Source organism: Cellulosimicrobium sp. CpK407 (assembly GCF_051844275.1).
In the GTDB taxonomy this organism is placed as follows: Bacteria; Actinomycetota; Actinomycetes; order Actinomycetales; family Cellulomonadaceae; genus Cellulosimicrobium; species Cellulosimicrobium cellulans_G.
The window spans coordinates 22383-45707 of sequence record NZ_JBGNYC010000024.1 but is presented as its reverse complement, the minus strand read 5'-3'; the positions used below and the strand labels follow the sequence as shown (position 1 = coordinate 45707).

22 protein-coding genes are annotated in these 23325 nt (G+C 74.9%); 8 read left to right on the top strand and 14 right to left on the bottom strand.

The window, feature by feature from the left end:
• Window positions 1–87: 87 nt before the first annotated feature.
• The 4 genes from ABWU78_RS12120 to ABWU78_RS12105 form a co-directional block, all read right to left on the bottom strand.
• Window positions 88–552 carry a PTS sugar transporter subunit IIA gene (locus ABWU78_RS12120; RefSeq protein ID WP_253052196.1) on the bottom strand — a complete coding sequence of 155 codons (465 nt, stop codon included), beginning with the start codon at window positions 550–552 and terminating at the stop codon, window positions 88–90.
• On the bottom strand, window positions 552–782 hold the full coding sequence (locus ABWU78_RS12115; protein ID WP_087470800.1) for a PTS transporter subunit EIIB: 231 nt from the start codon (window positions 780–782) through the stop codon (window positions 552–554). Before ABWU78_RS12115 ends, ABWU78_RS12120 begins: the two co-directional genes overlap by 1 nt.
• 147 nt (window positions 783–929) lie before the next feature.
• Window positions 930–1175 (bottom strand): PTS transporter subunit EIIB, encoded by a 246-nt coding sequence (locus ABWU78_RS12110; RefSeq protein ID WP_024839826.1) that lies wholly within the window; start codon window positions 1173–1175, stop codon window positions 930–932.
• Entirely contained in the window at window positions 1172–2011 is an 840-nt protein-coding gene (locus ABWU78_RS12105; protein ID WP_439158530.1) for a GntR family transcriptional regulator, read from the bottom strand. Before ABWU78_RS12105 ends, ABWU78_RS12110 begins: the two co-directional genes overlap by 4 nt.
• 376 nt (window positions 2012–2387) lie before the next feature.
• On the opposite strand from ABWU78_RS12105, the gene ABWU78_RS12100 reads away from it, so the two are divergent.
• Window positions 2388–3770, top strand: coding sequence for a PTS transporter subunit EIIC (locus ABWU78_RS12100; RefSeq protein ID WP_253052200.1), 1383 nt, complete (start codon window positions 2388–2390; stop codon window positions 3768–3770).
• Entirely contained in the window at window positions 3767–5500 is a 1734-nt protein-coding gene (gene ptsP / locus ABWU78_RS12095) for a phosphoenolpyruvate--protein phosphotransferase (protein WP_439158529.1), read from the top strand. Before ABWU78_RS12100 ends, ptsP begins: the two co-directional genes overlap by 4 nt.
• A 169-nt stretch (window positions 5501–5669) precedes the next feature.
• Here the strand turns inward: ptsP and ABWU78_RS12090 are convergent, their stop codons facing one another.
• From ABWU78_RS12090 to ABWU78_RS12080, 3 genes are all read right to left on the bottom strand, one after another.
• Entirely contained in the window at window positions 5670–5939 is a 270-nt protein-coding gene (locus ABWU78_RS12090; protein WP_253052202.1) for an HPr family phosphocarrier protein, read from the bottom strand.
• A gap of 97 nt (window positions 5940–6036) precedes the next feature.
• Window positions 6037–8778 (bottom strand): pyruvate, phosphate dikinase, encoded by a 2742-nt coding sequence (gene ppdK, locus ABWU78_RS12085; RefSeq protein WP_439158528.1) that lies wholly within the window; start codon window positions 8776–8778, stop codon window positions 6037–6039.
• Window positions 8775–9755, bottom strand: coding sequence for a pyruvate, water dikinase regulatory protein (locus tag ABWU78_RS12080; protein ID WP_439158527.1), 981 nt, complete (start codon window positions 9753–9755; stop codon window positions 8775–8777). Before ABWU78_RS12080 ends, ppdK begins: the two co-directional genes overlap by 4 nt.
• Before the next feature lie 87 nt (window positions 9756–9842).
• Here ABWU78_RS12080 and ABWU78_RS12075 point away from each other — a divergent pair, with 87 nt between their 5' ends.
• The 4 genes from ABWU78_RS12075 to ABWU78_RS12060 all read left to right on the top strand — a co-directional run bounded on the left by ABWU78_RS12075 (window position 9843) and on the right by ABWU78_RS12060 (window position 13870).
• A complete protein-coding gene (locus tag ABWU78_RS12075) occupies window positions 9843–10805 on the top strand; it encodes a sugar phosphate isomerase/epimerase family protein (protein ID WP_253052208.1) in 963 nt (320 codons plus the stop codon).
• A 102-nt stretch (window positions 10806–10907) separates the two neighbouring features.
• On the top strand, window positions 10908–12227 hold the full coding sequence (locus ABWU78_RS12070) for an MFS transporter (RefSeq protein ID WP_439158526.1): 1320 nt from the start codon (window positions 10908–10910) through the stop codon (window positions 12225–12227).
• A gap of 59 nt (window positions 12228–12286) precedes the next feature.
• Entirely contained in the window at window positions 12287–12952 is a 666-nt protein-coding gene (locus ABWU78_RS12065; protein ID WP_439158525.1) for a pentapeptide repeat-containing protein, read from the top strand.
• A gap of 21 nt (window positions 12953–12973) precedes the next feature.
• Entirely contained in the window at window positions 12974–13870 is an 897-nt protein-coding gene (locus tag ABWU78_RS12060) for a carbohydrate kinase family protein (RefSeq protein ID WP_439158524.1), read from the top strand.
• Between the two features lie 46 nt (window positions 13871–13916).
• Here ABWU78_RS12060 and ABWU78_RS12055 read toward each other — a convergent pair whose 3' ends face one another.
• Window positions 13917–14981, bottom strand: a complete 1065-nt coding sequence (locus ABWU78_RS12055) for an ABC transporter permease (protein WP_439158523.1) — start codon at window positions 14979–14981, stop codon at window positions 13917–13919.
• 104 nt (window positions 14982–15085) lie between these two features.
• Between ABWU78_RS12055 and ABWU78_RS12050 the strand changes: the two genes are divergently transcribed.
• On the top strand, window positions 15086–15670 hold the full coding sequence (locus tag ABWU78_RS12050; RefSeq protein WP_439158522.1) for a TetR/AcrR family transcriptional regulator: 585 nt from the start codon (window positions 15086–15088) through the stop codon (window positions 15668–15670).
• 12 nt (window positions 15671–15682) lie between these two features.
• Here the strand turns inward: ABWU78_RS12050 and ABWU78_RS12045 are convergent, their stop codons facing one another.
• Window positions 15683–16462 carry a response regulator gene (locus ABWU78_RS12045; protein WP_439158521.1) on the bottom strand — a complete coding sequence of 260 codons (780 nt, stop codon included), beginning with the start codon at window positions 16460–16462 and terminating at the stop codon, window positions 15683–15685.
• Window positions 16459–17829, bottom strand: coding sequence for a sensor histidine kinase (locus ABWU78_RS12040; RefSeq protein WP_439158520.1), 1371 nt, complete (start codon window positions 17827–17829; stop codon window positions 16459–16461). Before ABWU78_RS12040 ends, ABWU78_RS12045 begins: the two co-directional genes overlap by 4 nt.
• A gap of 150 nt (window positions 17830–17979) precedes the next feature.
• Here ABWU78_RS12040 and ABWU78_RS12035 point away from each other — a divergent pair, with 150 nt between their 5' ends.
• Window positions 17980–18858: a GAP family protein gene (locus ABWU78_RS12035; RefSeq protein ID WP_439158519.1), complete on the top strand. Its 879-nt coding sequence runs from the start codon at window positions 17980–17982 to the stop codon at window positions 18856–18858.
• A gap of 95 nt (window positions 18859–18953) precedes the next feature.
• Here ABWU78_RS12035 and ABWU78_RS12030 read toward each other — a convergent pair whose 3' ends face one another.
• The 4 genes from ABWU78_RS12030 to ABWU78_RS12015 form a co-directional block, all read right to left on the bottom strand.
• Window positions 18954–20423, bottom strand: a complete 1470-nt coding sequence (locus tag ABWU78_RS12030; RefSeq protein ID WP_253052226.1) for a flotillin family protein — start codon at window positions 20421–20423, stop codon at window positions 18954–18956.
• 168 nt (window positions 20424–20591) lie between these two features.
• On the bottom strand, window positions 20592–21062 hold the full coding sequence (locus ABWU78_RS12025; RefSeq protein WP_253052228.1) for an NfeD family protein: 471 nt from the start codon (window positions 21060–21062) through the stop codon (window positions 20592–20594).
• A gap of 204 nt (window positions 21063–21266) precedes the next feature.
• Complete coding sequence (locus ABWU78_RS12020) at window positions 21267–22589, bottom strand: ATP-binding protein (protein ID WP_439158518.1); 1323 nt, start codon at window positions 22587–22589, stop codon at window positions 21267–21269.
• Complete coding sequence (locus ABWU78_RS12015) at window positions 22586–23242, bottom strand: response regulator transcription factor (RefSeq protein WP_439158517.1); 657 nt, start codon at window positions 23240–23242, stop codon at window positions 22586–22588. Before ABWU78_RS12015 ends, ABWU78_RS12020 begins: the two co-directional genes overlap by 4 nt.
• Window positions 23243–23325 lie beyond the last annotated feature (83 nt).

Here is a 23325-nt window from a genome sequence, read left to right as displayed (position 1 = left end):
TGTGGGCGTGGTGCCGGAGGAAGCCTTGCATATGGAAGGGGTCCGCACAATAGGTCGGTCGCGGTCTCCGATCCCGCGGAAGGATGGTCAGCCCCAGGTGAGGAGCTCCTCGCCGCGGGCGGCCCAGGCGCCCACCTCCGCGAGGGAGGTCACGTCGTCCGGGGCGGCCTCGAGCGCGACGACCGGGCACACGGCGGACCGGCCGCCGGCACGGACGGCCTTCGGGTCCCACGAGACGAGGACGGTGCCGCGCTCGACGTGGTCGCCCTGCGCGACGTGCGTGGTGAAGCCCTCGCCGCCGAGCTGGACGGTGTTGATGCCGAGGTGGACGAGGACCGCACGGCCGTCGTCGTGCTGGACGACGAACGCGTGCGGGTGCAGCTTGACGACCGTGCCCGTGATGGGCGCGACGGCCTCGCCGCCCTGCGCGTCGTCGGGCTCGACGGCGAGCCCCGGGCCGACGAGCCCGGCGGAGAAGACGGGGTCGTCGACGTCGCCGACGTCCACGACCGTGCCCGTGACGGGGACGAGCACCGTGAGCGGCGCCGCCATCAGCGCAGGTCCTCGATGTCGGAGGCGATGTTGTCGGCGTCGGGCCCGACGATGACCTGGATCGCCGCGCCCGAGCGCACGACGGCGATCGCCCCGGCGGCGGTCAGCGTGGCGTCGTCGACGAGCGCCGGGTCCTCGACCTCGACGCGCAGGCGCGTGATGCACGCCTCCAGGTCGAGGACGTTCGCGTCGCCGCCGAGGCCTCGGAGAATCTGCTCTGCCTTGCTCACGGGTGCTCCTCGTGGTCGTGTTCCGGCTGGGGCCGGGTCAGGTGTCCCGGCCGGCAGCCGTGCCGGTCGGGGTGCGCGGGGCGCGCGGGGTCGGGGCGCCGTCGCCGGGGTGGTGCGACGGCGGTGGTGCTGCGGTGGTGCCGGTCCTCACATGAGGTCGGCGAGGTCGGACGCGATCGTGTCGACCTGCGGGCCGACGACGACCTGGACGACCCGGCCGTTGACCATGACGCCGAACGCCCCGGCGCGCCGCAGGAGCGCGGCGTCGACGAGCGCGGGGTCCTTGACGAGCGATCTGAGCCGCGTGGTGCACGGGTCGATCTCGTCGATGTTGGCCACCCCGCCGAGGCCGGCGAGGATCGTCGCGGCGCGCTCTGCGTCGGACTGTGTCATCGGTCGTTCCCTTCGGTCGCCCGGGCCGGCACTGGCACGGGGTCGAGGTGGTCGGTGGTCGTCGTGCCGGGGGTGCTCGTCGGGTCGGTCGCGCCGCTGCGCGGCACGAGCGTCGGTCGCGCCTCGCGCAGCGGGACGAACACGCTGTACCGGTCGCCGCGGTAGCTCGACCGGGAGTACATGAGCGGCGCGTCGCCTGCGAACGTGCGGCGCACCGTGCGCATGACGGCTCGCGAGGCACGCAGCCCGAGGAGCTTCTGCTCCTGCACCGTGGCGTCGGACGCGGTGATGGTGTCCTCGCCCCAGGTGGGGGCCAGGCCGCGCTCGCGCAGGGCGCCGTAGAGGCTCTCGGGGACGCCGTCGTCGAGCAGGTCGGGCGCGAGGTCGACGGGGATCCACGCCTCCTCGACGCTCATGGGGGAGCCGTCGGCGGAGCGCAGGCGCACCACGTGGTGCATGGGGTCGCCCGTCGCGCGCCCGAGCGACTCGGCGACCGACGCCGGCGCGGGCGCCGTGCCGACCTCGAGCACCTCGCTGCCCGGCTCCATGCCGCGGCGTCGCGCCTCCTCGCCGAACGTCGTGAGGCGCATCTCGAAGTCCGCGCGGGGCGGGGCGACGAACGTCCCGCGACCCTGCGCGCGCTCGAGCACGCCCTCGGTGACGAGCGCGTCGATCGCCTGGCGCACGGTCATGCGCGAGACGCCGAACTTCTCGGTCAGGCTGCGCTCGGAGGGCACCGCGTCGCCGACGGAGAGCTCGCTCGCCACGAGGTCGGCGAGGTAGGCGCGCACCGTGAGGTACTTGTGCTCGCTCGCCTGCGATCGTGACCTGCTCATCGTCGTGCCGCGTCCTCGTCGTCGTCCTGGTCCTTCGTCCGCGTCCGTGCCCTGGCCGGACGGACGACCCTGCGTCGGTGCCTCGATCTCCACGGGTGCATTGTCCGTCGTGCGACCTGCGGCGACGCGGGTCCTGGACCTGTCCGTGTGTCCCGGGTCACCTCCGGGGGTTGACACATCATGAGGTCTAGACCACTCTTCCTGCAAGTGGTCCAGACAACCTGGACCGGATGTCCGGCACGACGAGCCAGGAACGACCCCAGTCGTCCTCGGCGTGCCCGGAGACCGGCAACGACGCCTGTACGACGTCGCGCCACCGCTGCCGCACGACGCACCTCGGCCTGCGCCCCAGGCCCACCCAGGAGGAGAACGACACATGACCACCGTCGCCGAACCGACGAGGACGAAGAAGGGGGTGCCCGGCTTCGCGCAGCTCCAGCGCGTCGGGCGCTCCCTCATGCTGCCCATCGCGTCCCTGCCCGCCGCCGCGCTGCTGCTGCGGCTCGGACAGGCCGACTTCCTCGGGGCGGACGGGGCTGCGGGGACGTTGCCGTGGATGCAGTACGTCGCCGACGTCTTCGCCTCGGCCGGTAACGCCCTGTTCGCGAACCTCCCGCTGCTGTTCGCCGTCGGTGTCGCCGTCGGCTACGCGAAGAAGGCGGACGGCTCGACGGGCCTCGCCGCCGTGATCGGGTACCTGGTCTTCAAGGGCGTGAGCGACGCGCTCTCGCCGGCGGTGCTCGGCGTCGCGCCGGAGGGCGAGGACCAGGAGCTCATCAACTACGGCGTACTCGGCGGGATCGTCATCGGCCTGACCGCGGCGCTGCTCTTCCAGAAGTACTACCGCATCAAGCTGCCCCCCTACCTCGCGTTCTTCGGGGGCCGCCGCTTCGTCCCCATCGTCACCGCCGGTGTCGCGGTGCTCATCGCCGTCGTCGGCGCGCTCATCTACCCGGCGTTCGACACCGGCTTCACCGCCGTGGGCGACTGGGTCACCGGCTCGACGATCCTCGGTGCCTTCGTCTACGGGACGGTGAACCGCCTCCTCCTGCCGGTCGGGCTGCACCACCTGCTCAACTCCCTCCCGTGGTTCCAGTTCGGCGAGTACACCGACGCGAACGGCGAGGTGTGGAACGGCGACATCGCCCGCTTCCTGCACGGCGACCCGACGGCCGGGACCTTCATGACCGGGTTCTTCCCGATCTTCATGTTCGCGCTGCCCGCCGCGGCGCTCGCGATCGTCCACACCGCCAAGTCGAAGAACCGCAAGGTCGTCGCGGGCATCATGGGCTCGGCCGCGCTCGTCGCGTTCGTCACCGGCGTCACCGAGCCGCTCGAGTTCGCCTTCGTCTACGTCGCCTACCCGCTCTACGCGATCCACGCCGTGCTCACGGGCACGTCGCTGGCGCTCGTCAACGCGATCGGCATCCGTGACGGCTTCGGCTTCTCCGCGGGCGCGATCGACTACCTGCTGAACTTCCGGATCGCCGAGATGCCGCTCCTGCTCATCCTCATCGGTCTCGGGTACGCGGTGATCTACTACTTCCTCTTCCGCTTCGTCATCACGCGGTGGAATCTCAGGACGCCGGGTCGCGAGGACGACGACGCCGACGGTGCGATCGCCGACACCGGCGCGGCGCAGGACGCGGACGCCCCTGCCGGTGCGTCCGAGAGGTCCGCGACCGCGGACGAGGCGAGCACGGCCGGGCGCGGAGCGTCCGCGCGCTCCGACGAGGCGCGAGGCGGGAGCTCGGCGTGACCGTCGCCGACGACGCGACGCGCGCACCCGCGCGGGTCTCCGACCCGGGGCTGACCGGCGTGCCGGTCAGCCCCGGGCGGGGGGCGGGGACGGTCGTGCGCATGCCCGACCCGGTCCCCGAGCCCGACCCGGCCCCGCTCGCCGCGGACAGCACGGACGCCGACGTGGACCTCGCGGTGACGCAGGTCCTCGCGGCGGTCACCACCGTCCAGGAGGACCTCACGGCCCGCGCCGCGCGGGCCGAGGGCACCGCGGCGGAGGTGCTCGGCGTGACCGCCGCGATGGCGGCGGACCCCGCCCTGGCGCGCGACGCCGTCGGGCGGGTGCGCGAGCAGCGCTCCACCCCGGCGCGTGCGGTGTGGGACGCGGCGGGCGTCGTCGTCGGGCAGCTCGAGGCCCTGGGCGGGCTCATGGCCGAGCGGGCGCGCGACGTGCGCGACGTGCGCGACCGGATCGTCGCGACGCTGCTCGGCCTGCCTGCCCCGGGCGTGCCCGACCCGGGGTTCGCGTTCGTGCTCGTCGCGGACGACCTCGCGCCCGCGGACACCGCGCAGCTCGACCCCGAGCGCGTGCTCGCGGTCGTGACGCGCGGCGGCGGGCCGACGTCGCACACGGCGATCCTCGCGCGCTCCCTCGGCATCCCGGCCGTCGTGGCGGTCGAGGACGCGCTGACGCTGCACGACGGCGAGACGGTGCTCGTGGACGGCGGGCTCGGCACGGTCGAGCGCGAGCCGTCCGCCGAGGACGTGGCCGCCGTCGTCGCCGCGCGGGGCGCCCGGGGCGAGCGCCGCCGGTTCGACGGCGAGGGCCGGACGGCGGACGGTCGTCGCGTCGAGCTCCTCGCCAACGTCGCGAACGGGGAGGACGCGCGGGCCGCCGCGGAGGCGGGCGCGGAGGGCGTGGGGCTCTTCCGCACCGAGGTGTGCTTCCTGGGCCGCACGGTCGAGCCGACGATCGACGAGCAGGTCGTGGCCTACCGCGAGGTGCTCGCGGCTTTCGGCGGGCGCAAGGTCGTCGTGCGCACGCTCGACGCGGGCGCGGACAAGCCGCTCCCGTTCGTCACGCCCGAGGCCGAGCCCAACCCGGCGCTCGGCGTGCGCGGGCTGCGTACCGCCCGCCGGCACCCCGAGGTGCTCGACCGCCAGCTCACGGCGATCGCGCGCGCCGCGGCGGCGGAGTCAGCCGACGTGTGGGTCATGGCGCCGATGATCGCGACGCCCGACGAGGCGGAGTCGTTCGTCGCGCTGTGCGCGGAGCACGGCCTCGGCATCGCGGGCGTGATGATCGAGGTACCGGCCGCGGCCCTCGGTGCGCGCTGGGTGCTCGCCAAGGCGTCGTTCGCGAGCATCGGCACGAACGACCTCACGCAGTACACGATGGCCGCGGACCGCGAGGTCTCCGACCTGGCGCGCCTGTCGACGGCCTGGCAGCCGACGGTCCTCGCGCTCGTCGGGGCCACGGGATCGGGGGCGGCGCTCAACGGTCGCCCGCTCGGCGTCTGCGGCGAGGCGGCCGCCGACCCGGTGCTCGCGCCGGTGCTGGTGGGGCTCGGCGTGACGTCGCTGTCCATGACGCCCCGTGCGCTCGCGGACGTCGCCGTGGTGCTGGCCGCGACGACGTCGGAGCAGTGCGAGGAGCTCGCGTTCCTCGCGCTCCAGCAGCCCACGCCCGACGCCGCCCGCGCGGCCGTGCGCGCCCACCTCCCGATCCTCGCGGAGCTGGGCCTCTAGCCCGCGCCCGGCCTCGCTGCCGAACCCGGGGTTGTTCCTCACCGACTCGTCACGGTGGGGAGCAACCCCGGGTTCGGCGCACCCGGGGGTGTTCGTGCACCGCTGCAGCACCAGGTGGGCGTCGTTTCTCCTGAGCCTCGAGGCGCTCGCGGAGACGGGCCCGACCGGCTCAGGCGACCTCGGTCTGCTCCAGGAAGGACGCGAGCGCGTCGATCGACGCGCTCGCGTCGTCGCCGTCGGCGTCGGTCGACAGCACGACCTCGTCCCCGGCGGTCACGCCGAGCGTCATGACGCTGAGGATGCTCGCGGCCTCCACGGGGTCGCCGCCCTGCTTGGCGATGCGCACGGGGGCGGGCTGGGCGGCCGCGGCCTTGACGAACAGGGCGGCGGGTCGGGCGTGAAGGCCTTCGGTGATCGCGACGACGACGGCACGGTCCATGGGTGCTCCTCCGGCAGACAAGTGGTCTGGACCAGTGCATCCTAGGGGATCGCACGCCGAAAAGGGAGGGGCTGACGTCCTTCCGTGCCCGCGAGCCTCACACGTCCCGGGCGGCCCCCGCTCCGTCGCGCCGGTCGAGCGTCGAGCGCGCGGCCGCGAGCCGCGCGATCGGGACGCGGTACGGCGAGCACGACACGTAGTCGAGCCCGATCTCGTCGAACAGCGCGACGGACGCCGGGTCGCCGCCGTGCTCGCCGCACACCCCGGCGTGCAGCCCCGGCCGGGCGCGGCGCCCGCGCTCCAGCCCGACGTGCACGAGCTCGCCGACCCCGTCCCGGTCGATCGTCGCGAACGGGTTCGTGCCCACGACCCCCGACTCCAGGTACGCGGTGAGGAACGACCCCTCCGCGTCGTCGCGCGAGATGCCGAGCGTCGTCTGCGTGAGGTCGTTCGTGCCGAACGAGAAGAACTCCGCGTGCTCGGCGACGCGGTCCGCGACGAGCGCCGCGCGGGGCAGCTCGATCATCGTCCCGACGGCGTACGGCAGCGGGGCGTCCGCGCCCGCGAGCTCCTCCGCCATCGTCGCGTCGACGACCTCGCGCATGCGCCGCAGCTCCTCCGCGAACCCGACGAGCGGCACCATGATCTCCACGCGCGGGTCGTGCCCGGCCGCGCGGACGGCGAGGGCGGCGCGCGCGATCGCCCGCACCTGCATCGCGGCGATCTGCGGGTGCAGCAGCGCGAGCCGCACGCCCCGCGTGCCGAGCATGGGATTCGTCTCGCTCAGCCTGCGCACCTGCGCGAGGAGGCGACGCGCCCGGGCGAGCCGCGCCGTCGTCTCCCCGCCGCCCGCCGCGGCGGCCCAGCCCTCGGCGACGGCGTCCGTCCCGTGCAGGGGCGCGCCGGGGTCCCCGACCTCGTCCTCGAGCCGCTGCACGACGAGGGACTGCTCGACGAGGTCGGGCAGGAACTCGTGCAGGGGCGGGTCGAGGAGCCGGATCGTCACGGGCAGCCCGGACATCGCGGCGAAGATCTCCTCGAAGTCGGCCTGCTGCATGGGCAGCAGGCGGTCGAGGGCCGCGGCGCGCGCGGCGTCGGTCTCGGCGAGGATCATCTCGCGCACCACGGGCAGCCGGTCGGGCGCCATGAACATGTGCTCGGTGCGGCACAGCCCGATGCCCTCGGCCCCGAGCTCGCGGGCCTTCGCCGCGTCCTCGCCGGTGTCGGCGTTCGCGCGCACGCCGAGGCGCCGCACGTCGTCCGCCCACCCGAGCACGGTCCGGAAGTCGTCGGTGACCTGGGGCGGCACGAGCGGCAGCGCGCCCGCGTAGACGTCGCCGGTCGTGCCGTCGAGCGTGATCGTGTCGTCCTCGGTGAGCACGTGGTCCCCGACGTGGACGCGCCGCCCCTCGACGTCGATCCGCAGCGCGCCGGCGCCCGCGACGCACGGCTTGCCCATGCCGCGTGCGACGACCGCGGCGTGCGACGTCATGCCGCCGTGCGCCGTGAGCACACCCTGGGCGGCGATGACGCCCGCGATGTCGTCCGGGTTCGTCTCCCACCGCACGAGCACGACGGCCTCGCCGGCCTTGCCCCGCTCGGCCGCGGTCTCGGCGTCGAGCACCACGCGCCCGACGGCGGCCCCCGGCGACGCGTTGAGCCCGCGCGTGAGCGGGGTCGCGCCGTGGCCGGGGTCGAGCGCCGGGTGCAGCAGCTGGTCGAGCTGCGCCGGGTCCAGGCGCCGCAGGGCGGTGTCCCGGTCGATCACGCCCTCCTCGACGAGCTCGCGTGCGACGCGCAGGGCGGCCTGCGCGGTGCGCTTCCCGGTGCGGGTCTGGAGGAGGTAGAGCGCGCCGTCGTCCACCGTGAACTCGATGTCCTGCAGGTCGCCGTAGTGCTGCTCGAGCCGGTCCATGGTCGCGCGCAGCTCGCGGAACGCGTCGGGCAGCACGGTCTCCATCTCCGCGAGGGGCCGGGGCGTGCGGATGCCGGCGACGACGTCCTCGCCCTGCGCGTCCACGAGGAACTCGCCGTAGAGCTCCTTGGCGCCCGTGGCGGGGTTGCGCGTGAAGCACACACCGGTCGCCGACGTCGCGCCCTTGTTGCCGAACACCATCTGCATGACGTTCACGGCCGTGCCGAGGTCGTCGGGGATGCCGTTCGCCTTCCGGTAGACGGCCGCGCGCGGGTTGCCCCACGACGCGAAGACCGCGTCGACCGACCGCCGGAGCTGCTCGTGCGGGTCCGTCGGCAGGTCCTCGCCCGTGTGCTGCCGCGCGACGGCGCGGAACGTCGCGACGAGCCCGCGCAGGTCGTCCGCGTCCAGGTCGGTGTCCTGCGCGACGCCGCGGCGCGCCTTGAGCGCGTCGAGCTCGTCCTCGAACGCGTGGGCGGGCACGCCCTCGACCACCTCGCCGTACATCTGCACGAACCGCCGGAAGGAGTCCCACGCGAAGCGCGCATTGCCGGACTCGGCCGCGAGCCCCTCGACCGAGTCGTCCGAGATTCCCAGGTTGAGGATCGTGTCCATCATCCCGGGCATCGAGAACACGGCTCCCGAGCGCACCGACACGAGCAGCGGGCGCTCGCGCGCGCCGAGGCGTCGCCCCGTGCGCTCCTCGAGCGCGTCGAGGTGCGCGACGACCTCGTCCCACAGGCCGTCCGGCCACGACCCGCCGCGCGCCATGGCCGCGACGCACGCCGCCGTCGTCACGGTGAAGCCGTCCGGCACGGGCACGCCGATGCGCCGCATCTCCGCGACGCCCGCGCCCTTGCCGCCCAGCAGAGCCCGCATGTCTGCGCGGCCCTCCGCGAGGTCGTAGACGTACCGGTCGCTCATGGCTGCTCCTCGTGGTCGGCGGCGGTGGCCGCGCTGTCTCCTGCCCGACGGCGGTCCGCCGGCCGGGCCTGGGGGGTCGCCCGGGCGAGGTCGTCGCCCGGGGGCCGTGCCGCGTCGTCGGGCGCGAGGGCACGACGGCGCGCGGCGACGAGCTCGACGACGCGCCCCGCCGCCTCCTCGAGCGCGAGCGTCGTCGTGTCGAGCACGGGGCAGCCGAGGCGCCGCTGCAGCCGGGCGACCTCGTCGAGCTCGTCGTGGATGCGCGCGAGGTCGGCGTACCCGCCGAGGGCTGTGCCGCCCGGGCCACCGCGGCCCGCGACGCCCATGGCGTGCACGCGGCGCTGCCGGATCTCGAGCAGGCGCCCGGGGTCGATCGTCAGGCCCACGACCTTCCAGCGCTCGGCCTCGAACAGCTCGCGCGGGGGCGCGACGCCCGGGACGAGCGGGATGTTGGCGGTCGGGTAGCCGAGATAGCCGAGGTACATCGAGAGCGGGGTCTTGCCGGTGCGCGACGCCCCGACGAGCACGACCTGCGCCTCGTCGAGCCCGTCGGTGAGGTGGCCGTCGTCGTTCGCGACCGCGAACTCCATCGCGTGGATGCGGTCGAAGTAGTCCGCGGCGAGCCCGACCGGCTGCACGACCCGTGCCGGCTGCGCGCCCGTGCGCGCGGTGAACGCGTCGAGCGCGGGGGCCAGCAGGTCGGCGCACGGGACGTCGAGCGCCGCGCACGCCTCCAGCACGCGCGTGCGCAGCGCGTCGTCGACGACGGTGCAGAACACCACGGCCGCGGCGGGGTCGGCGCGGAGCTGGGCCACGACGTCGTCCACGCCTCGCGCGCTGTGCAGCCGCGGGTGCCGCACGACCCGGACCTGCTGCCCGGGGAACTGCGCCTGCGTGGCGCGCGCGACGCGGGTCCCGGTGTCTCCCGTCGAGTCCGCGACCACGTGGATGTCGATGACGCGCGCCGTCGCCGCCATGACCTCAGGCTAGGTCGGGGCGCGGGTTCTCCCCAGCGGAAGGCCTGCTGGGTGTGGGGCACAGCCGACGGGTCTAGGGTGACCGGCATGTCCGACGCGACGACGCCGCGCGCGGCGTCCCCCGAGGCGTCCCCGGTCCCCGGGGAGGCGCAGCGCATCCACGTCACGCTCTCGACGGCCAGCGTCTACCCGCGCAAGGCTCCGTACGCCTTCGAGGTGGCGGCCGACCTCGGGTACGACGGCGTCGAGGTCATGGTGTGGTCCGACGAGACGACCCAGGACGCCGCGACGCTCCGACGGCTCGCCGCCGAGCACGACGTCCCCATCCGCAGCATCCACGCGCCCACGCTCCTCGTGAGCCAGCGCGTGTGGGGGCGCTCGCCCGGACCCAAGCTCCGGCGCAGCGTCCGGCTCGCGCAGGAGGTCGGCGCGAGCACCGTCGTCGTGCACCCGCCGTTCCGCTGGCAGTACCGGTACGCCCGCGAGTTCGAGGACCTCGTCGGCGAGCTCGACGAGACCGACGGGGTGACCATCGCGGTCGAGAACATGTACCCCTGGCGCAGCCGCAAGCGCGAGATGCAGGCCTACCTCCCGGGCTGGGACCCGTCCGAGCACGGCTACGAGCACGTGACGCTCGACCTGTCGCACGCCGCCGTCGCGCAGCAGGACGCGCTCGCGCTGCTCGACGTGTTCGACGGCCGCCTCGCGCACGTCCACCTCGCCGACGGGTCGTCGTCGATCACGGACGAGCACCTCGTCCCCGGCCGCGGCGACCAGCCGTGCGACCGGGTCCTCGCCGAGCTCGTGCGGCGAGGGTGGGCGGGGGACGTCGTCGTCGAGATCTCGACCCGTCGAGCCCGGACCGCGGCCGAGCGCCGCGAGGACCTCGCCGCGTCGCTGTTCTTCGCGCGCACCTACCTCACGCCCGGGCCGCACCCGGGCTACGAGCCGCCGCCCGGGCACCCGCACCGCCACGCCGACGCCTGGGGCGAGGCCGACGCGCGCGAGGGCGCGGCGGACAGCACCCCGGACGACACGGGGACGGCCTGACGCCCGACAGGACCCTCACGAGCCGAGGGACCCGCGCGGGGTCTCCGAGCCGCCTCGCCCGACGGACACGGGCGCGGCAGCGCTGACGTAGGCTCGGCGATCGTGGCTCGCGTCAACGGTCTCCTCGCCGACACGACGCCGCTGCGCACCTCCCCGCCGTTCCGTCGCCTCTGGTGGGGCCTCGGCGTCTCGAACCTCGGCTCGCAGCTCACGGTCGTCGCCGTCGGCCTCCAGGTCTACGCGCTCACGGGGTCGTCGCTCGCGGTCGGCGTGCTCGGCATCTGTGCCCTCGTGCCCCTCGTCGTGCTCGGCCTGTACGGCGGCGCGCTCGTCGACGCGTACGACCGTCGCAAGGTCGCGCTCGCGGCGTCGACCGCGCTCTGGGTCATCACCGCGCTCATCGCGGTCCAGGCGTGGCTGCACCTCGACTCCGTCGGCGTGCTCTACGGCCTCGTCGCCGCGCAGTCCGCGGCGTTCGCCATCAACAACCCGGCGCGCTCGGCGATCATCCCGCGGCTCATCGAGCCACGGCTCCTGCCGGCCGCGAACGCGCTCCAGACGATCGCCTGGAACGTCGCGCTCACCGTCGGCCCGCTGGGCGGTGCGTTCCTCGTCGCGCTGTGGGGCTACCAGGTCGCGTACACGATCGACGCCGTCCTCTTCACCGCGGCCCTGTGGGCGGTGTGGCGGCTCCCCGACATCCCGCCCCTGACCGGCGACGACGCCCCGCGGCCCGCGGAGGCGGGGCGGCGACGTCGGGTCGCGGGGTGGCGGTCCGTCGTCGACGGCCTGCGGTACCTGGCGACGCAGCCCAACGTCCGCACGACCTTCCTCGTCGACCTCGCGGCGATGGTGCTCGCGTCGCCGCGCGTGCTCCTGCCCGCGGCCGGGGTCGTGTTCCTCGGCGGGGGCGAGGCGACGACGGGCGTCCTCACCGCGGCGTTCGCGGTCGGGGCCGTGCTCGCGGGGGTGTTCTCCGGCGGGCTCTCGCGCGTGCGCTGGCAGGGTCGCGTGATCGTCTGGGCGGTCACGGCGTACGGGGTGTCGATCGTGCTGTTCGGGCTCGTGCTCGTCGGGGTCGGGGCGACCACCCCGACGGCCGTCCTCGTCGGCGGCGTCGTCGCGGCGAGCGTCGCGCTGGCGCTCGCCGGCGCGTCCGACGCCGTGAGCTCGGTCTTCCGGCAGACCATCCTCCAGACCGCGACGCCCGACGACATGCGAGGGCGCCTCCAGGGCGTGTTCATCGTCGTCGTCGCGGGCGGGCCGCGGCTCGGCGAGCTCGTGCTCGGCGCCCAGGCGACGTGGGTGGGCGAGGCCTGGGCCGCCGTCGCCGGGGGAGTGGCGTGCGTCGTCGTGCTGTGGCTCGTCGTGCGGTCGCAACGGAAGTTCTGGCGCTACGACGCCCTGCACCCCGAGCCCTGAGGCGGGCTCAGCCGACGCGCTCACGGCAGCGCGTCGGTGGGGCGCCCTAGGCTCGGGGCGTGCCTCCGAAGAAGCCGACGACCGAGCCGCCCGTGATCGATCCCGTCGTGCTGGACGACCTCCAGCGCGGCGACGCCTACGACCTCGAGGCGGAGGCCGACCTCGAGGGGTTCGAGCTGGTCGACCTCCGCCTCGACCGGCTCGACCTGCACGGCGCGAGCGTGTTCTCGACGCGGCTCGACCAGGTGCGCGCCGACGAGGCGGACCTCGGGGCGGTGACGCTCACGGAGGTGGTGCTCGACCGGCTCGACGTGCCCGTGCTGCGCGGCACGCGCGGCCGGTGGCGTGAGGTCGAGGTGCGCGGCGCGCGTCTCGGGTCGGCCGAGCTCTACGAGTCGTCGTGGGCGGGGGTCCGGTTCGTCGGCTGCAAGCTCGGCTTCGTCAACCTGCGCGGCGCGACGCTGCGCGACGTGATGTTCACCGACTGCACGGTCGACGAGCTCGACCTCGTCGCCGCGGACGCGCTGCGCGTGGCGTTCGAGGGGACGCGCGTCCGCCGCCTCGACGTGCAGGCCTCGACGCTGGCGCACGTGGACCTGCGCGGTGCGGAGATCGACGAGCTGAGCGGGATCGAGTCCCTGCGCGGCTCGACGATCGACTCCGCGCAGCTCGGGCGCCTCGCCGCGACGTTCGCGCACAGCCTGGGCATCACGGTCACCGACTGACCGGGGGATAGGGTGCGCGACGTGACCGACGCGACACACCCGTCCACCGCCCTGCCCGACCCTGCTGGGGCCGAAGTCCTCGTCGCCGGGCCGGCGTCGTGGAACCTCGTCGTGCAGCTCGACGAGCTGCCTGCCCCCACGCCCCACACGGTGTTCGCCCGCTCCCACCGCGACACCGTGGGCGGGACGTCGGCGGGCAAGGCGCTCAACCTCGCGCGCCTCGGCCGGTCGGTGCTGCTGCGCACCGTGCTCGGCGCGGACGACGAGGCCGCGCGCGTCCGGTCCGTGCTCGAGGGTGCGGGTGTCCGCGTGCTCGCCGAGCCGTCGCCGGACGGGCGTACCGAGAGCCACCTCAACCTCATGGACGACGACGGCGGGCGCGTCTCGGTCTACCTGCGCGCCCCCGGCGAGGTCCCGGCCCGGGGCTCGTCGTGGGACGTCGCCGTCGCGGCGCTCGACGCGGCGCGGGCCGTCGTCGTCGACCTCGCGCTCCCCGCGCTGCCCGTGCTCGACCTCGCCGTGTCGCGCGGACGCGACGTCTGGGTCGACCTGCACGACTACGACGGCGAGTCCGCGTTCCACCGGCCGTGGGTCGAGGCGGGGACGCACGTGTTCCTCAGCGGGGACCGGCTGGCGGACTGGCGCGGCTTCATGGCCGCGCGGATCGAGGCAGGTGCGCGGCTCGTGGTGTGCACGCACGGGTCGCGCGGCGCCGTCGCGCTCACGCCCGACGGTGGTTTCGTCGAGGTGCCCGCGGAGCAGGTGCCGCAGGTCGTCGACACGAACGGCGCGGGCGACGGCTTCTTCGCGGGCTTCCTCGACGCCCACCTGCGCGGGGCAGGTGTCGAGGAGGCGATGACGGCGGGCGCCCGGCACGCCGCGCGCGTCGTCCAGAGCCCGGACCTCGTGCCGGCCTGACCGACCGGGCGGGCGGCGACCGCGCGCCCGGTCGGCGGGCGACCGGTCAGTGCGCGGCGCCGACCGGGTCGGCCGCGGGCGCGACGTCGTCGGCCTCGCGCAGGGCGGCGACGGTCGCCGCGCCCCGGTCGCGGAAGTGGCCGACGAGCGAGAGCAGCAGCCCGAGCACGGCCCACCCGGTGAGCACGAGCCAGGGGAAGGTCGAGTCGGCGGCGGGGAAGTACGACAGGTCGCGCAGGAGCGTCGCGGACGCGCCCGGCGGGAACCACTGCCCGACGGCGCCCCACGGGCTGAGGAGGAACTCGACCGGCATCGCGGACGCGGAGAGCGGGTTCGCCACGAGCAGGAACAGGACCGGCCCCACGGCGATGCCGGGGCGCCCGAGCACCGCGACGGCGCCGACGATCGTGCCCCCGATGCCGAGCAGTGTCAGCCCCACCGCGAGCGAGTCGGCGAGGTACGCCCCGTGCAGCCCGCCGAGGCCGTGCAGGATCCCCGCGATCGCGAGCCCGCCGACCACCGCGTAGACACCCAGCGCGGCGACGCGTCGCCAGACCCCGACGACGGCGAGCGAGATCGCGATGCCGCCGACCATGCCGCCGAGCACGAGCGGTAACGACGCCGCGGCGAGCGTGGATCCGCGCGCGTCGTCGGCCGAGAGCGGGACGACGTCGGTCACCGCCACGGTCGGGACCGCCTCGGCGGGCACACCCTGCGCGGCCGCTGCGGCGGAGACCTGGGCCTGGAGCGCGGGCTGGAGCCCGGCGAGGAGCTGCGCGACGGCGGGGCTCGCCGCCGAGGCCGTGAGCACCTCCGGCTGCTCGCCGAGGACGAGCGCGCCGTACGCGTCGCGCGACTCGACGAGGTCGACGGCCGCGTCGCGGTCGGTCACCGGGACGAGCTCGATCGCGCCCTCGGCGTTCTGGTCGAGCCCGGCCTGCACCTGGGCGACGACGGCGGGGTCGCCCACCGCCGCGACGGGCAGGTCCTTCGGGTCGGCGGTGACGGACGGCCAGAGGAACGCGAGCACGACGACCGCGACGACGGCGACGAGCCCGACGGCGGTCGTGACGACGCGCGGCCAGTGCGTGTGCGGGGCGGCGGAGCTCATGGGGAGACCTCTCCTAAAACGAATGTTCGTTCTCTATAGGGTCGACCTGCCCGCTGCCTCCTGTCAAGAACGATCGTTCGGTTTAGGGTGGGCGGGTGCCCCGGGTGAGTGACGAGTACCGAGCGCAGCGGCGCGACGACATCGCCGCCGCGGCCCTGCGCGTGTTCCGCCGCAAGGGTTTCGCCGCCACGTCGATGGCGGAGATCATCGCCGAGTCCGGGCTGTCCGCCGGGGCGATCTACGGCTACTACGACTCCAAGATGGCGATCGTGCACGACGTCGCGGGCCGGATCGTCGGCGGGCGCATCGCGGATGTCGAACGGCTCGCCGAGCGCGACCCGCTCCCTCCGCCGTCCGACCTGGTCGCCGTCCTCATGCACGGGGTGGTGCGCGAGCTCCGCAGCACCGCCATCCTGCTCCAGGTGTGGGGCGAGGCCGTGACCGACCCCCGCATCCTCGAGTTCGCCTCGGCGGTCCTCGCCCGGCTGCGCGCGGTCTTCGCCGACTACGTCGCCGCCTGGCACGAGCGCACCCACGGCCTCGACCCCGCACGCGCGGCAGAGCTCGGCGCCGAGCAGGCGCCGCTGTTCGTCGCCGCGTGCCAGGGCTTCATCATCCAGAGCGCGCTCATGGACGACTTCGACCCCGACGCCTACCTCGACCGCACGACCCGCCACCTCCCGCGCTGACGCCGCGACCGGTCAGGCGAGGCCGGTGTCGCGGGCGACGATGGCGGCCTGCATGCGGGTCGCGACCCCGAGCTTGGCGAGGACGCGCGAGACGTGGGTCTTGGCCGTGGCCTCGGTGATGTAGAGGTCCGTGGCGATGCCCTGGTTGGAGAGGCCGCGCCCGAGCGCCGCGAGCACGTCCACCTCGCGGGGCGTGAGGTCGGCGAGCCGTGCGTCCCGGTCCGGGCCCATCGCGGGGTCGTTCCGCCCGGCGGCGGGCGCCGGGCGGCCACCGGCCGTGCCCGACGTCGGCCCTTCGGCCGAGGGACCCGGCTCGCCCGGGTGGGCGGACGGTCGCGGGCGCGGGGCGTCGTCGGGGGCCGGGCCGCGGGCGAACGCCGCGAGGAGGCGGCGCGTGACCTCGGGTGCGAGGACGCCGTCGCCGTCGGCGACGCGGCGCACGGCGTCGAGCAGCGCGGCGGGCTCCGCGGACTTGAGGAGGAAGCCCGCGGCGCCCGCGCGGAGCGCGCCGTCGACGTACTCGTCCAGGTCGAAGGTCGTGAGGACGAGGACGTCGGCGAGCCCTTCGCCCGTGATGACGCGCGTGGCCTCGATGCCGTCGACACCGGGCATGCGCAGGTCCATGAGCACGACGTCGGGCCGCAGCGCCCGGGCGTTGGTGATCGCCGCGGTGCCGTCCGACGCCTCGCCGACGACCTCGACATCGTCGGCGGCGTCGAGCAGGAGGCGCAGGCCCGCGCGGATCGCGGCGTGGTCGTCGGCCAGCAGGACCCGGACCGGTCGTGGCGTCACGCGTACTCCTTCTCGCTCGGACCTCCGGCGACCGGGACGGCCGCGCGCACGACCCACCCGCCGGCCGTCGTCGGCCCGGCGTCGAACGTCCCGCCGAGGCCGTCCGCCCGCTCCCGCATGGTCAGCAGCCCGGTGCCCGCGCTCAGCGGTGCCTCGACCGGCGCCGCCGAGCCCGGCGCGCCGTCGTCGCGCACCTCGAGCACGACGGCCGACCCGTCGCGGACGACCCGCACCGCCACGGGCGAGCCCGGCGCGTGCTTGAGCGCGTTGGTCACGGCCTCCTGCGCGATCCGGAACAGCGCCTGGTCCGCCGCGGCGGGCAGTGCCGACTCGACGACGCGGTCGGGGTCGTCGAGCGTGACCGTGGTGGTCGCGCGCGCGGCGTCGAGCAGGGCGTCGAGGCCCGCGAGCCGGCCGGGCGCTGCCACGGCGTCGGGGACGTCGTCGCGCCGCCCCTCCGTGCGGAGCAGCAGGATCATCGACCGCATCTCGTCCAGGGACGCGACGGCGCTGGAGCGCACCTGCTCGAGCGCGGCCCGGTCCTTCGCGGCGTCGGGCGGGAGCGCGAGCGCGGCACCGGAGTGGATCGCGATGGTCGACAGGTGCGACGCGATGACGTCGTGCAGGTCGCGCGCCATCGCGGCGCGCTCCGCCTGCACCGCCTCGTGCCGGTCGAGCTCGGCGATCCGCTCGAGGTCGCTCGCGCGCTGCCGCTCCAGGTCGGCCGTGCGCGCCGCGGCCTCGGCCTCGCGCGCCGCGAGGTCGGCGCGCTCGCCCGCGAGCTCGGCGAGCTCGCTCTTGGTGCGCACGTTGGTCGCCCACCACATCGGCACGAGGAGCACGGCACCGAGCTGGAGACCCATGTAGACGAACTGCCGCACGTCGCGCGCGGCCTCGCCCGCCGCGACGGAGCCCAGGACGGCGACGGTCACGGCAACCCCCCAGAGCCACGCGCGTGCCCGCGGCCCCGACCACAGCGCGGCGGCGTAGAGCAGGTCCCACAGGACGAGCGTGATCGCGAGGCTGCCGCCCCACCGCACGTCGACGGCGGTGACGGCGACGCCGCCGAGGAGCGCCAGGACGGGGTGGGCGCGCTTGACGAGGATGAGGAGGCAGCCGACCCCGAGCAGGGCGACCCGCCACCACGGCTCCGCCGGCTCGACGACGAAGGGCGCCCGGACGAGCCCGACCAGACCCACCTCGAGGAGGACCCACCCGAGGACGAACGTCGTGATGGCGGAGAAGAGGTCGTTCCGGCGGTCCTCGATGCGCCACACCTGGGGGATCGACCGGCTCGCGGCCCGCCACCCGCTGCGTCCGGGCGCGACGCGCCGCGCGTCGTCCGCGTCGCCCGCCTCCGTCCTCACGCACCCATCCCAGCACAGCGCGCCGTTCCGCGGATCGGTCGAACGGTGTACGACGACGGCGTCACCGTCCCCGCGGGCGGCGCGCCGAGGGCGCGGGGTCGGTCGTTCGCCCGACGACGGGACGGCGCCCCGGAGGCGAGGCTCGACGCCATGGACATCCCTCTCGACCTCGACGCCGTCGGTGGGCCCGGCCTGGGGCTCGCCGCGATGGCGGGCGTGCTCGTCGTGCTGGCCCTCATCGACTCCACGAGCTTCGGCACGCTGCTGATCCCCATCTGGCTGCTGCTCGCCCCGGGTCGCCTGCGCGCCGGGCGCGTGCTCGTCTACCTCGGCACGGTCGCGGCGTTCTACCTGGCCGTCGGGATCGTCGTGCTGCTCGGCGCGGGCGCGTTCCTCGACCGGTTCGGCGACGCCCTGGACACGCGTGCCGCCGCGATCGTGCAGCTCCTCCTCGGCATCGGGCTGTTCGCGCTGAGCTTCCGCTTCGACAGCAAGCGCGCGGCCCGGCGGGACGCCCGGGCGTCCGCCGCGGCGCCGGCGACGGTCGGCGCCCTGCCCGCCGGCCGGGGCGACGCGACAGGCGTGACGCGGGGGACGACGTCGGCCCCGCGTCCCGGGCGGCTGTCCCGCTGGCGCGAGCGCGCGCTGGGCATCGAGGCGGACGCGGCCGGTGCCGGTGCGGAGCAGGCCCGCCCCTCCGTGCTCCCGCTCATGGGGCTCGCGCTCGGCGCCGTCGCGCTCGAGGTCGGGACGATGCTGCCGTACCTCGCGGCGATCGGGCTGCTCACGACGTCGGACGTCGGCTGGCCCGCGACCGGCGGCATCCTCGCGGCCTACTGCGTCGTGATGATCGCGCCCGGGCTCCTGCTGCTGCTCGGGCGCCTCGTCGCGGCGCGCGCGGTAGACCCGCTGCTGCGCCGGCTCGACGCGTGGCTGACGAGGAACGCGACCGACATGACCGGCTGGGTGCTGGGGATCCTCGGCGTCCTGCTCGCGCTGAACGCGTTCGGCCGCCTCGGCTGGACCTGAGCGGGCCGCGCGGGTACCGCGCCCCGCACGGCGACGGCCCGCCGGGTGATCCCCGGCGGGCCGTCGTCGTACCACCGGCGTGGCCGGTCAGCCGGTCAGTGCGAGGTGCCGTTCGACGCCTTCTCGCCCGGGCCCGTGAGCTGCGTCCCCGCGAGGTTGGCGATGAGCTGGTTGATGTCGACGCCGGTGAGCTGCTTGATGACGCCCTGCCCCTCGCCGAGGACGGACGCGACGTTCTTGGTGACCGCGGACGCGCCGTCGGTCGAGACGACGGTCATGCCCTGGATGTTGCCGATGGGCTCGGCCGCGGCCCGCACGATCTCCGGCAGGCGCTCGATGAGCTCCTGGACGAGCGCCGCCTCGCCGTACTTCTGGAGCGCGTCGGCCTTGGCGTCGGTCGCCGCCGCCTCGGCGCGACCCTCGGCCTCGATCGCCGCGGCGCGGGCCTCACCCTCGGCCTTGATACCGGCCGCGAGAGCGACCTGGCGGTCGCGCTCGGCCTCACCGGCGCGACGCACGGCCTGCGCCGACGCCTCGGCGTCCTGGATCGCGGCCGTCTTGTTCGCCTCGGCGATGACGGTGCGCTTGTACGCGTCGGCCTCGGTCGCGGCGTTCGCGGCGTCACGGCGCGCGTTCGCCTCCTGGACCTCGGCGTACGCCTTGGCCTCGGCGGGCTTGCGGATCTCGATGTCGAGGCGCTCCTGCGTCACGCGGGCCTGCTCGGCGAGCGCCTCGCGCTCCTGCTGCGCGACGAGACGGTCCTGCTCGGCGCGGGCTAGCTGGCCCGCGGCCTCGGCCTCGGCGTTCGCGCGGTCGGTGTCGGCCTTGATCGCGGCGCGCTTGAGGTCGAGCGCCTTCTGGCGCTCGGCGATCTGCTCGGCCGCCTCGATGACGGCGAACTCGGACGCGCGCTGCGCCTCGGCCTCGGAGACCTCGGCGACCTGGCGGGCGCGGGCCGACTCGGCGCGGCCGAGGTTGGCGAGGTAGTCCGAGCCCGGCGTCGAGATGTCGGAGATGTTGAGCAGGTCGACCTGGAGGCCCTGCTCCGAGAGGTCGGCCTTGGTGGACTCGACGACGCGGTCGGACAGGCCCTTGCGGTCGGAGATGATCTGCTCGATCGTCATGTCGCCCACGATGGAGCGCAGCGAGCCCTCGAGGGACTCCTTGATGATCTCCGTCAGCGTGCCCTGCTGGGAGAGGAACCGCTGGGCCGCGCGACGCACGCCCTCCTCGTCGCCGCGGACCTTGAAGTTGATCGACGCCTTGATGGCGATCTTGATGCGGTTCTTGTCCACGCCCTCGACCGTGATGCCGATCTGGCGCTGCTCGAGCGAGATGGAGAAGCCCTGCTGGAGGATCGGCCAGACGAACGTGCGGCCGCCGACGACGACCTTCTGCCCGCTGCCCGCGGCCTCCTTGCGGCCCGCGCCGCGGCCGACGATGACCAGGGCCTCGTTCGGCGGGACGCGGCGGATGCGCTTGCTGATGAAGATGACCACCGCGAAGAACGCGATGACCAGGGCGACGATCGCCAGGGTCGTGATGAGGTTCGTGTCGTCGAACATGGTCCGCGCCGGGGCGCGTCTCCTTCCGTGGGTGCGTGCAGGTCGGGGCGTGCGGCAGTGCTCGGTGGACGGTCCGGGCGGTGCCCGGCCGGCCCGTCGGTGGTGCGTGCGGGTGCGCGGCACCCACGGGTCGACGCGCGGGGCGTCGCGGTCGGTCCTCGGAGGACCTCAGTCGTTGGGGTAGTGGCGCTGGACGCGCACGCGGCTCCCGGACTGCTCGAGCACGACGACGCGCGCGCCCTCCGGGATGGGCTCGTCCGCCCAGGCGAGGCGGCGCTCGAGCTCGTGCGCGGCGTCCAGCGAGACCTCGCCGCGGGACGGGTCGATCGCGGTCGTCGCGGTGCCCTGCACGCCCACCAGGGAGGTGGGCACACCGTCCTCCGACTCCCGCAGGTGCTTCACCAGGGCTTGGACGAGCACCATCACGATCAGCGCCACGACGAGCGACCCCACGTACGCGAGCCACGTCGGCAGGTCGTTGGACGCCACGATCACGCCGACGGCGCCGAAGACCACGCCACCCACGCCGAGCGTCGTCCCGGACACCGCGCCGTCACCCAGGTCGACGATCTCGCCGACGAGCAGCGAGAGGAGCAGGAGGGCGAGTCCGGCGATGCCGATGACGATGAACGCGATCATGCGAGGTCCCCTTGCTGCGGCGGGCGGCCGTGCGTCTGGCTGTGCCGTGGTGGCGGTCGTGTGGACTTGTCGTTCCCGACGTGGCGTGTGGAGTTGTCGTGAACGTACGCACACCTTACCGTGACCCGACCATGCCGTGGGGCGATCCGGGCGTTCGTCACATGGGGAGCACTCCCCGTCCTCAGGCGCCTCTCGCGGCGCCCGTCAGGCCGCGGCGAACCGGGCGCGCACGACGAGCCCGCCCCCGTCGCGCGGCACGGCCTGCACGGTGCCGTCGTGGGCGGAAGCGACCGACCGGACGATGGAGAGCCCGAGCCCGACACCGCCCCGGACGAAGCCCGCGCTGCGGTCCGCCGCGGCGCCGTCGCGGCCGAGCCGCCGGAAGGGCTCGAACAGCGACTCGACCGCGGAGGACGGGACCACCGGCCCGGAGTTCTCGACCCGCACCTCGACCGTCCCGTCGACGCGGCGCGCGGACACCTCGACGAACCCGCCGGGATCGTTGTGGCGGACGGCGTTGTCGACCAGGTTCTGCACGAGGCGCTCGAGCAGGACCGGGTCGCCGGACGTCGTGGCGCCGCCGCCGTCGGGCACGGTCCCGGCGCCGCCGTCCGGGACGACCCGCAGCTCGACGCCCGCGTCCCGCGCCGTCGCGGCCGAGGCGCGCCGGACCTGGTCCACGACCTCGGCGAGGTCGACGGGAGAACGCTCGCCCGGTGTCTGGTCCGCGGCAGCGAGCGTCAGCAGCCCTTCGATGAGCCGTTCGTGCCGCGCGTTGACGGCGAGCAGGGTGTTCCCCAGGTGGCGGGTCGGAGCGGGCACGTCCGGGTCCTGGAGCGCGACCTCCAGCACGGTCCGGTTGATGGTCAGGGGCGTGCGGAGCTCGTGCGACGCGTTCGCGACGAAGCGCCGCTGCCCGTCGAACGAGCGGTCGAGGCGGTCGAGCATCTCGTCGAAGGTGTCCGCGAGGTCCTTCATCTCGTCCTCCGGACCGTCGAGCGCGATGCGCTCGTGGAGGTTGTTCTCGGCCACCCGGCGCGCCGTCGCCGTGACCCGGTGCAGCGGAGCCAGGACCCGCGTGGCCATGACCCAGCCGAACGCCACCGCGAGCACGCCGATCACCGCGAGCGCGACGACGGACCACAGGAGCACCGAGCCGAGGGTCGCGTCACGGGCCTCGCGGTTCTGGGCCACGACGAGATCGCGGACGTCCTGGAGCGTCTCGGCGTCGGTCGCCTGCACGGCGGCCCACGAGTCGATCGGCGAGTCGAGGATCGCCTCGGCAGGTGCGGTCGTCCCGGTCGTCGTGCGTGCCGGGGCGCCGCTCAGCGGTGCGGCCGTGGCGAGGGGTGCCGTCGTCCCGTACGTGACCTCGTAGGCGGCGATCCCCACGGTGTCGAGCGGCTGGCGGTCGATCGCCGCGGCGACGAGGACGTACATGACCGTCACCAGCACGGCCCCGGCCAGTGCGAACGCGCCGCCGTAGACGAGGGTGAGCCGGGCGCGGAGCGTGAGGCGCGCCCTCACGGGACCCGGTACCCGACGCCGGTCACGGTCTCGACGAGCCCGGGATCGCCCAGCTTCTTGCGCAGCTGCATCATCGTGAACCGCACGACGCCCGTGAACGGGTCGATGTTCTCGTCCCACACCTTCTCCAGGAGCTGCTCGGCGGACACGACCCCGCCGTCGGCGCGCAAGAGCTCCTCGAGGACGCCGAACTCCTTGCGGGCGAGCGGCACGTACCGTCCGTCCCGATAGACCTCGCGCCGCGTCGTGTCGAGCCGGAGCCCGGCCCGCTCCAGGACCGGGGGCGCGGCCGGGCGGGCTCGCCGCCCGAGCGCGCGGACCCGAGCGAGCAGCTCGACGAACGCGAAGGGCTTCGCGAGGTAGTCGTCCGCGCCCAGGTCGAGCCCGTCGACGCGGTCGCGGACGTCCGCGGCCGCGGTGAGCATGAGGACCCGCGCGTCGAGGCCCGAGGTGACGATCGCGCGGCAGACGTCGTCGCCGTGGACGCCGGGCAGGTCGCGGTCGAGCACGACCACGTCGTAGTCGTGCACGCCCACGCGGTCCATCGCGGCGCGCCCGTCGAGCGCGACGTCGACGGCGATCGCCTCGCGGCGCAGGCCCGTCGCGACGGCGTCCGCGATGAGCTCCTCGTCCTCCACCACCAGTACCCGCATGGCGACGATGGTGGGCCGCACCCCTGTGAGGTCTCTGTGAGGTGCCGCGCTCACGGCTGCCTCACGGCGATCCGGATGTCCTG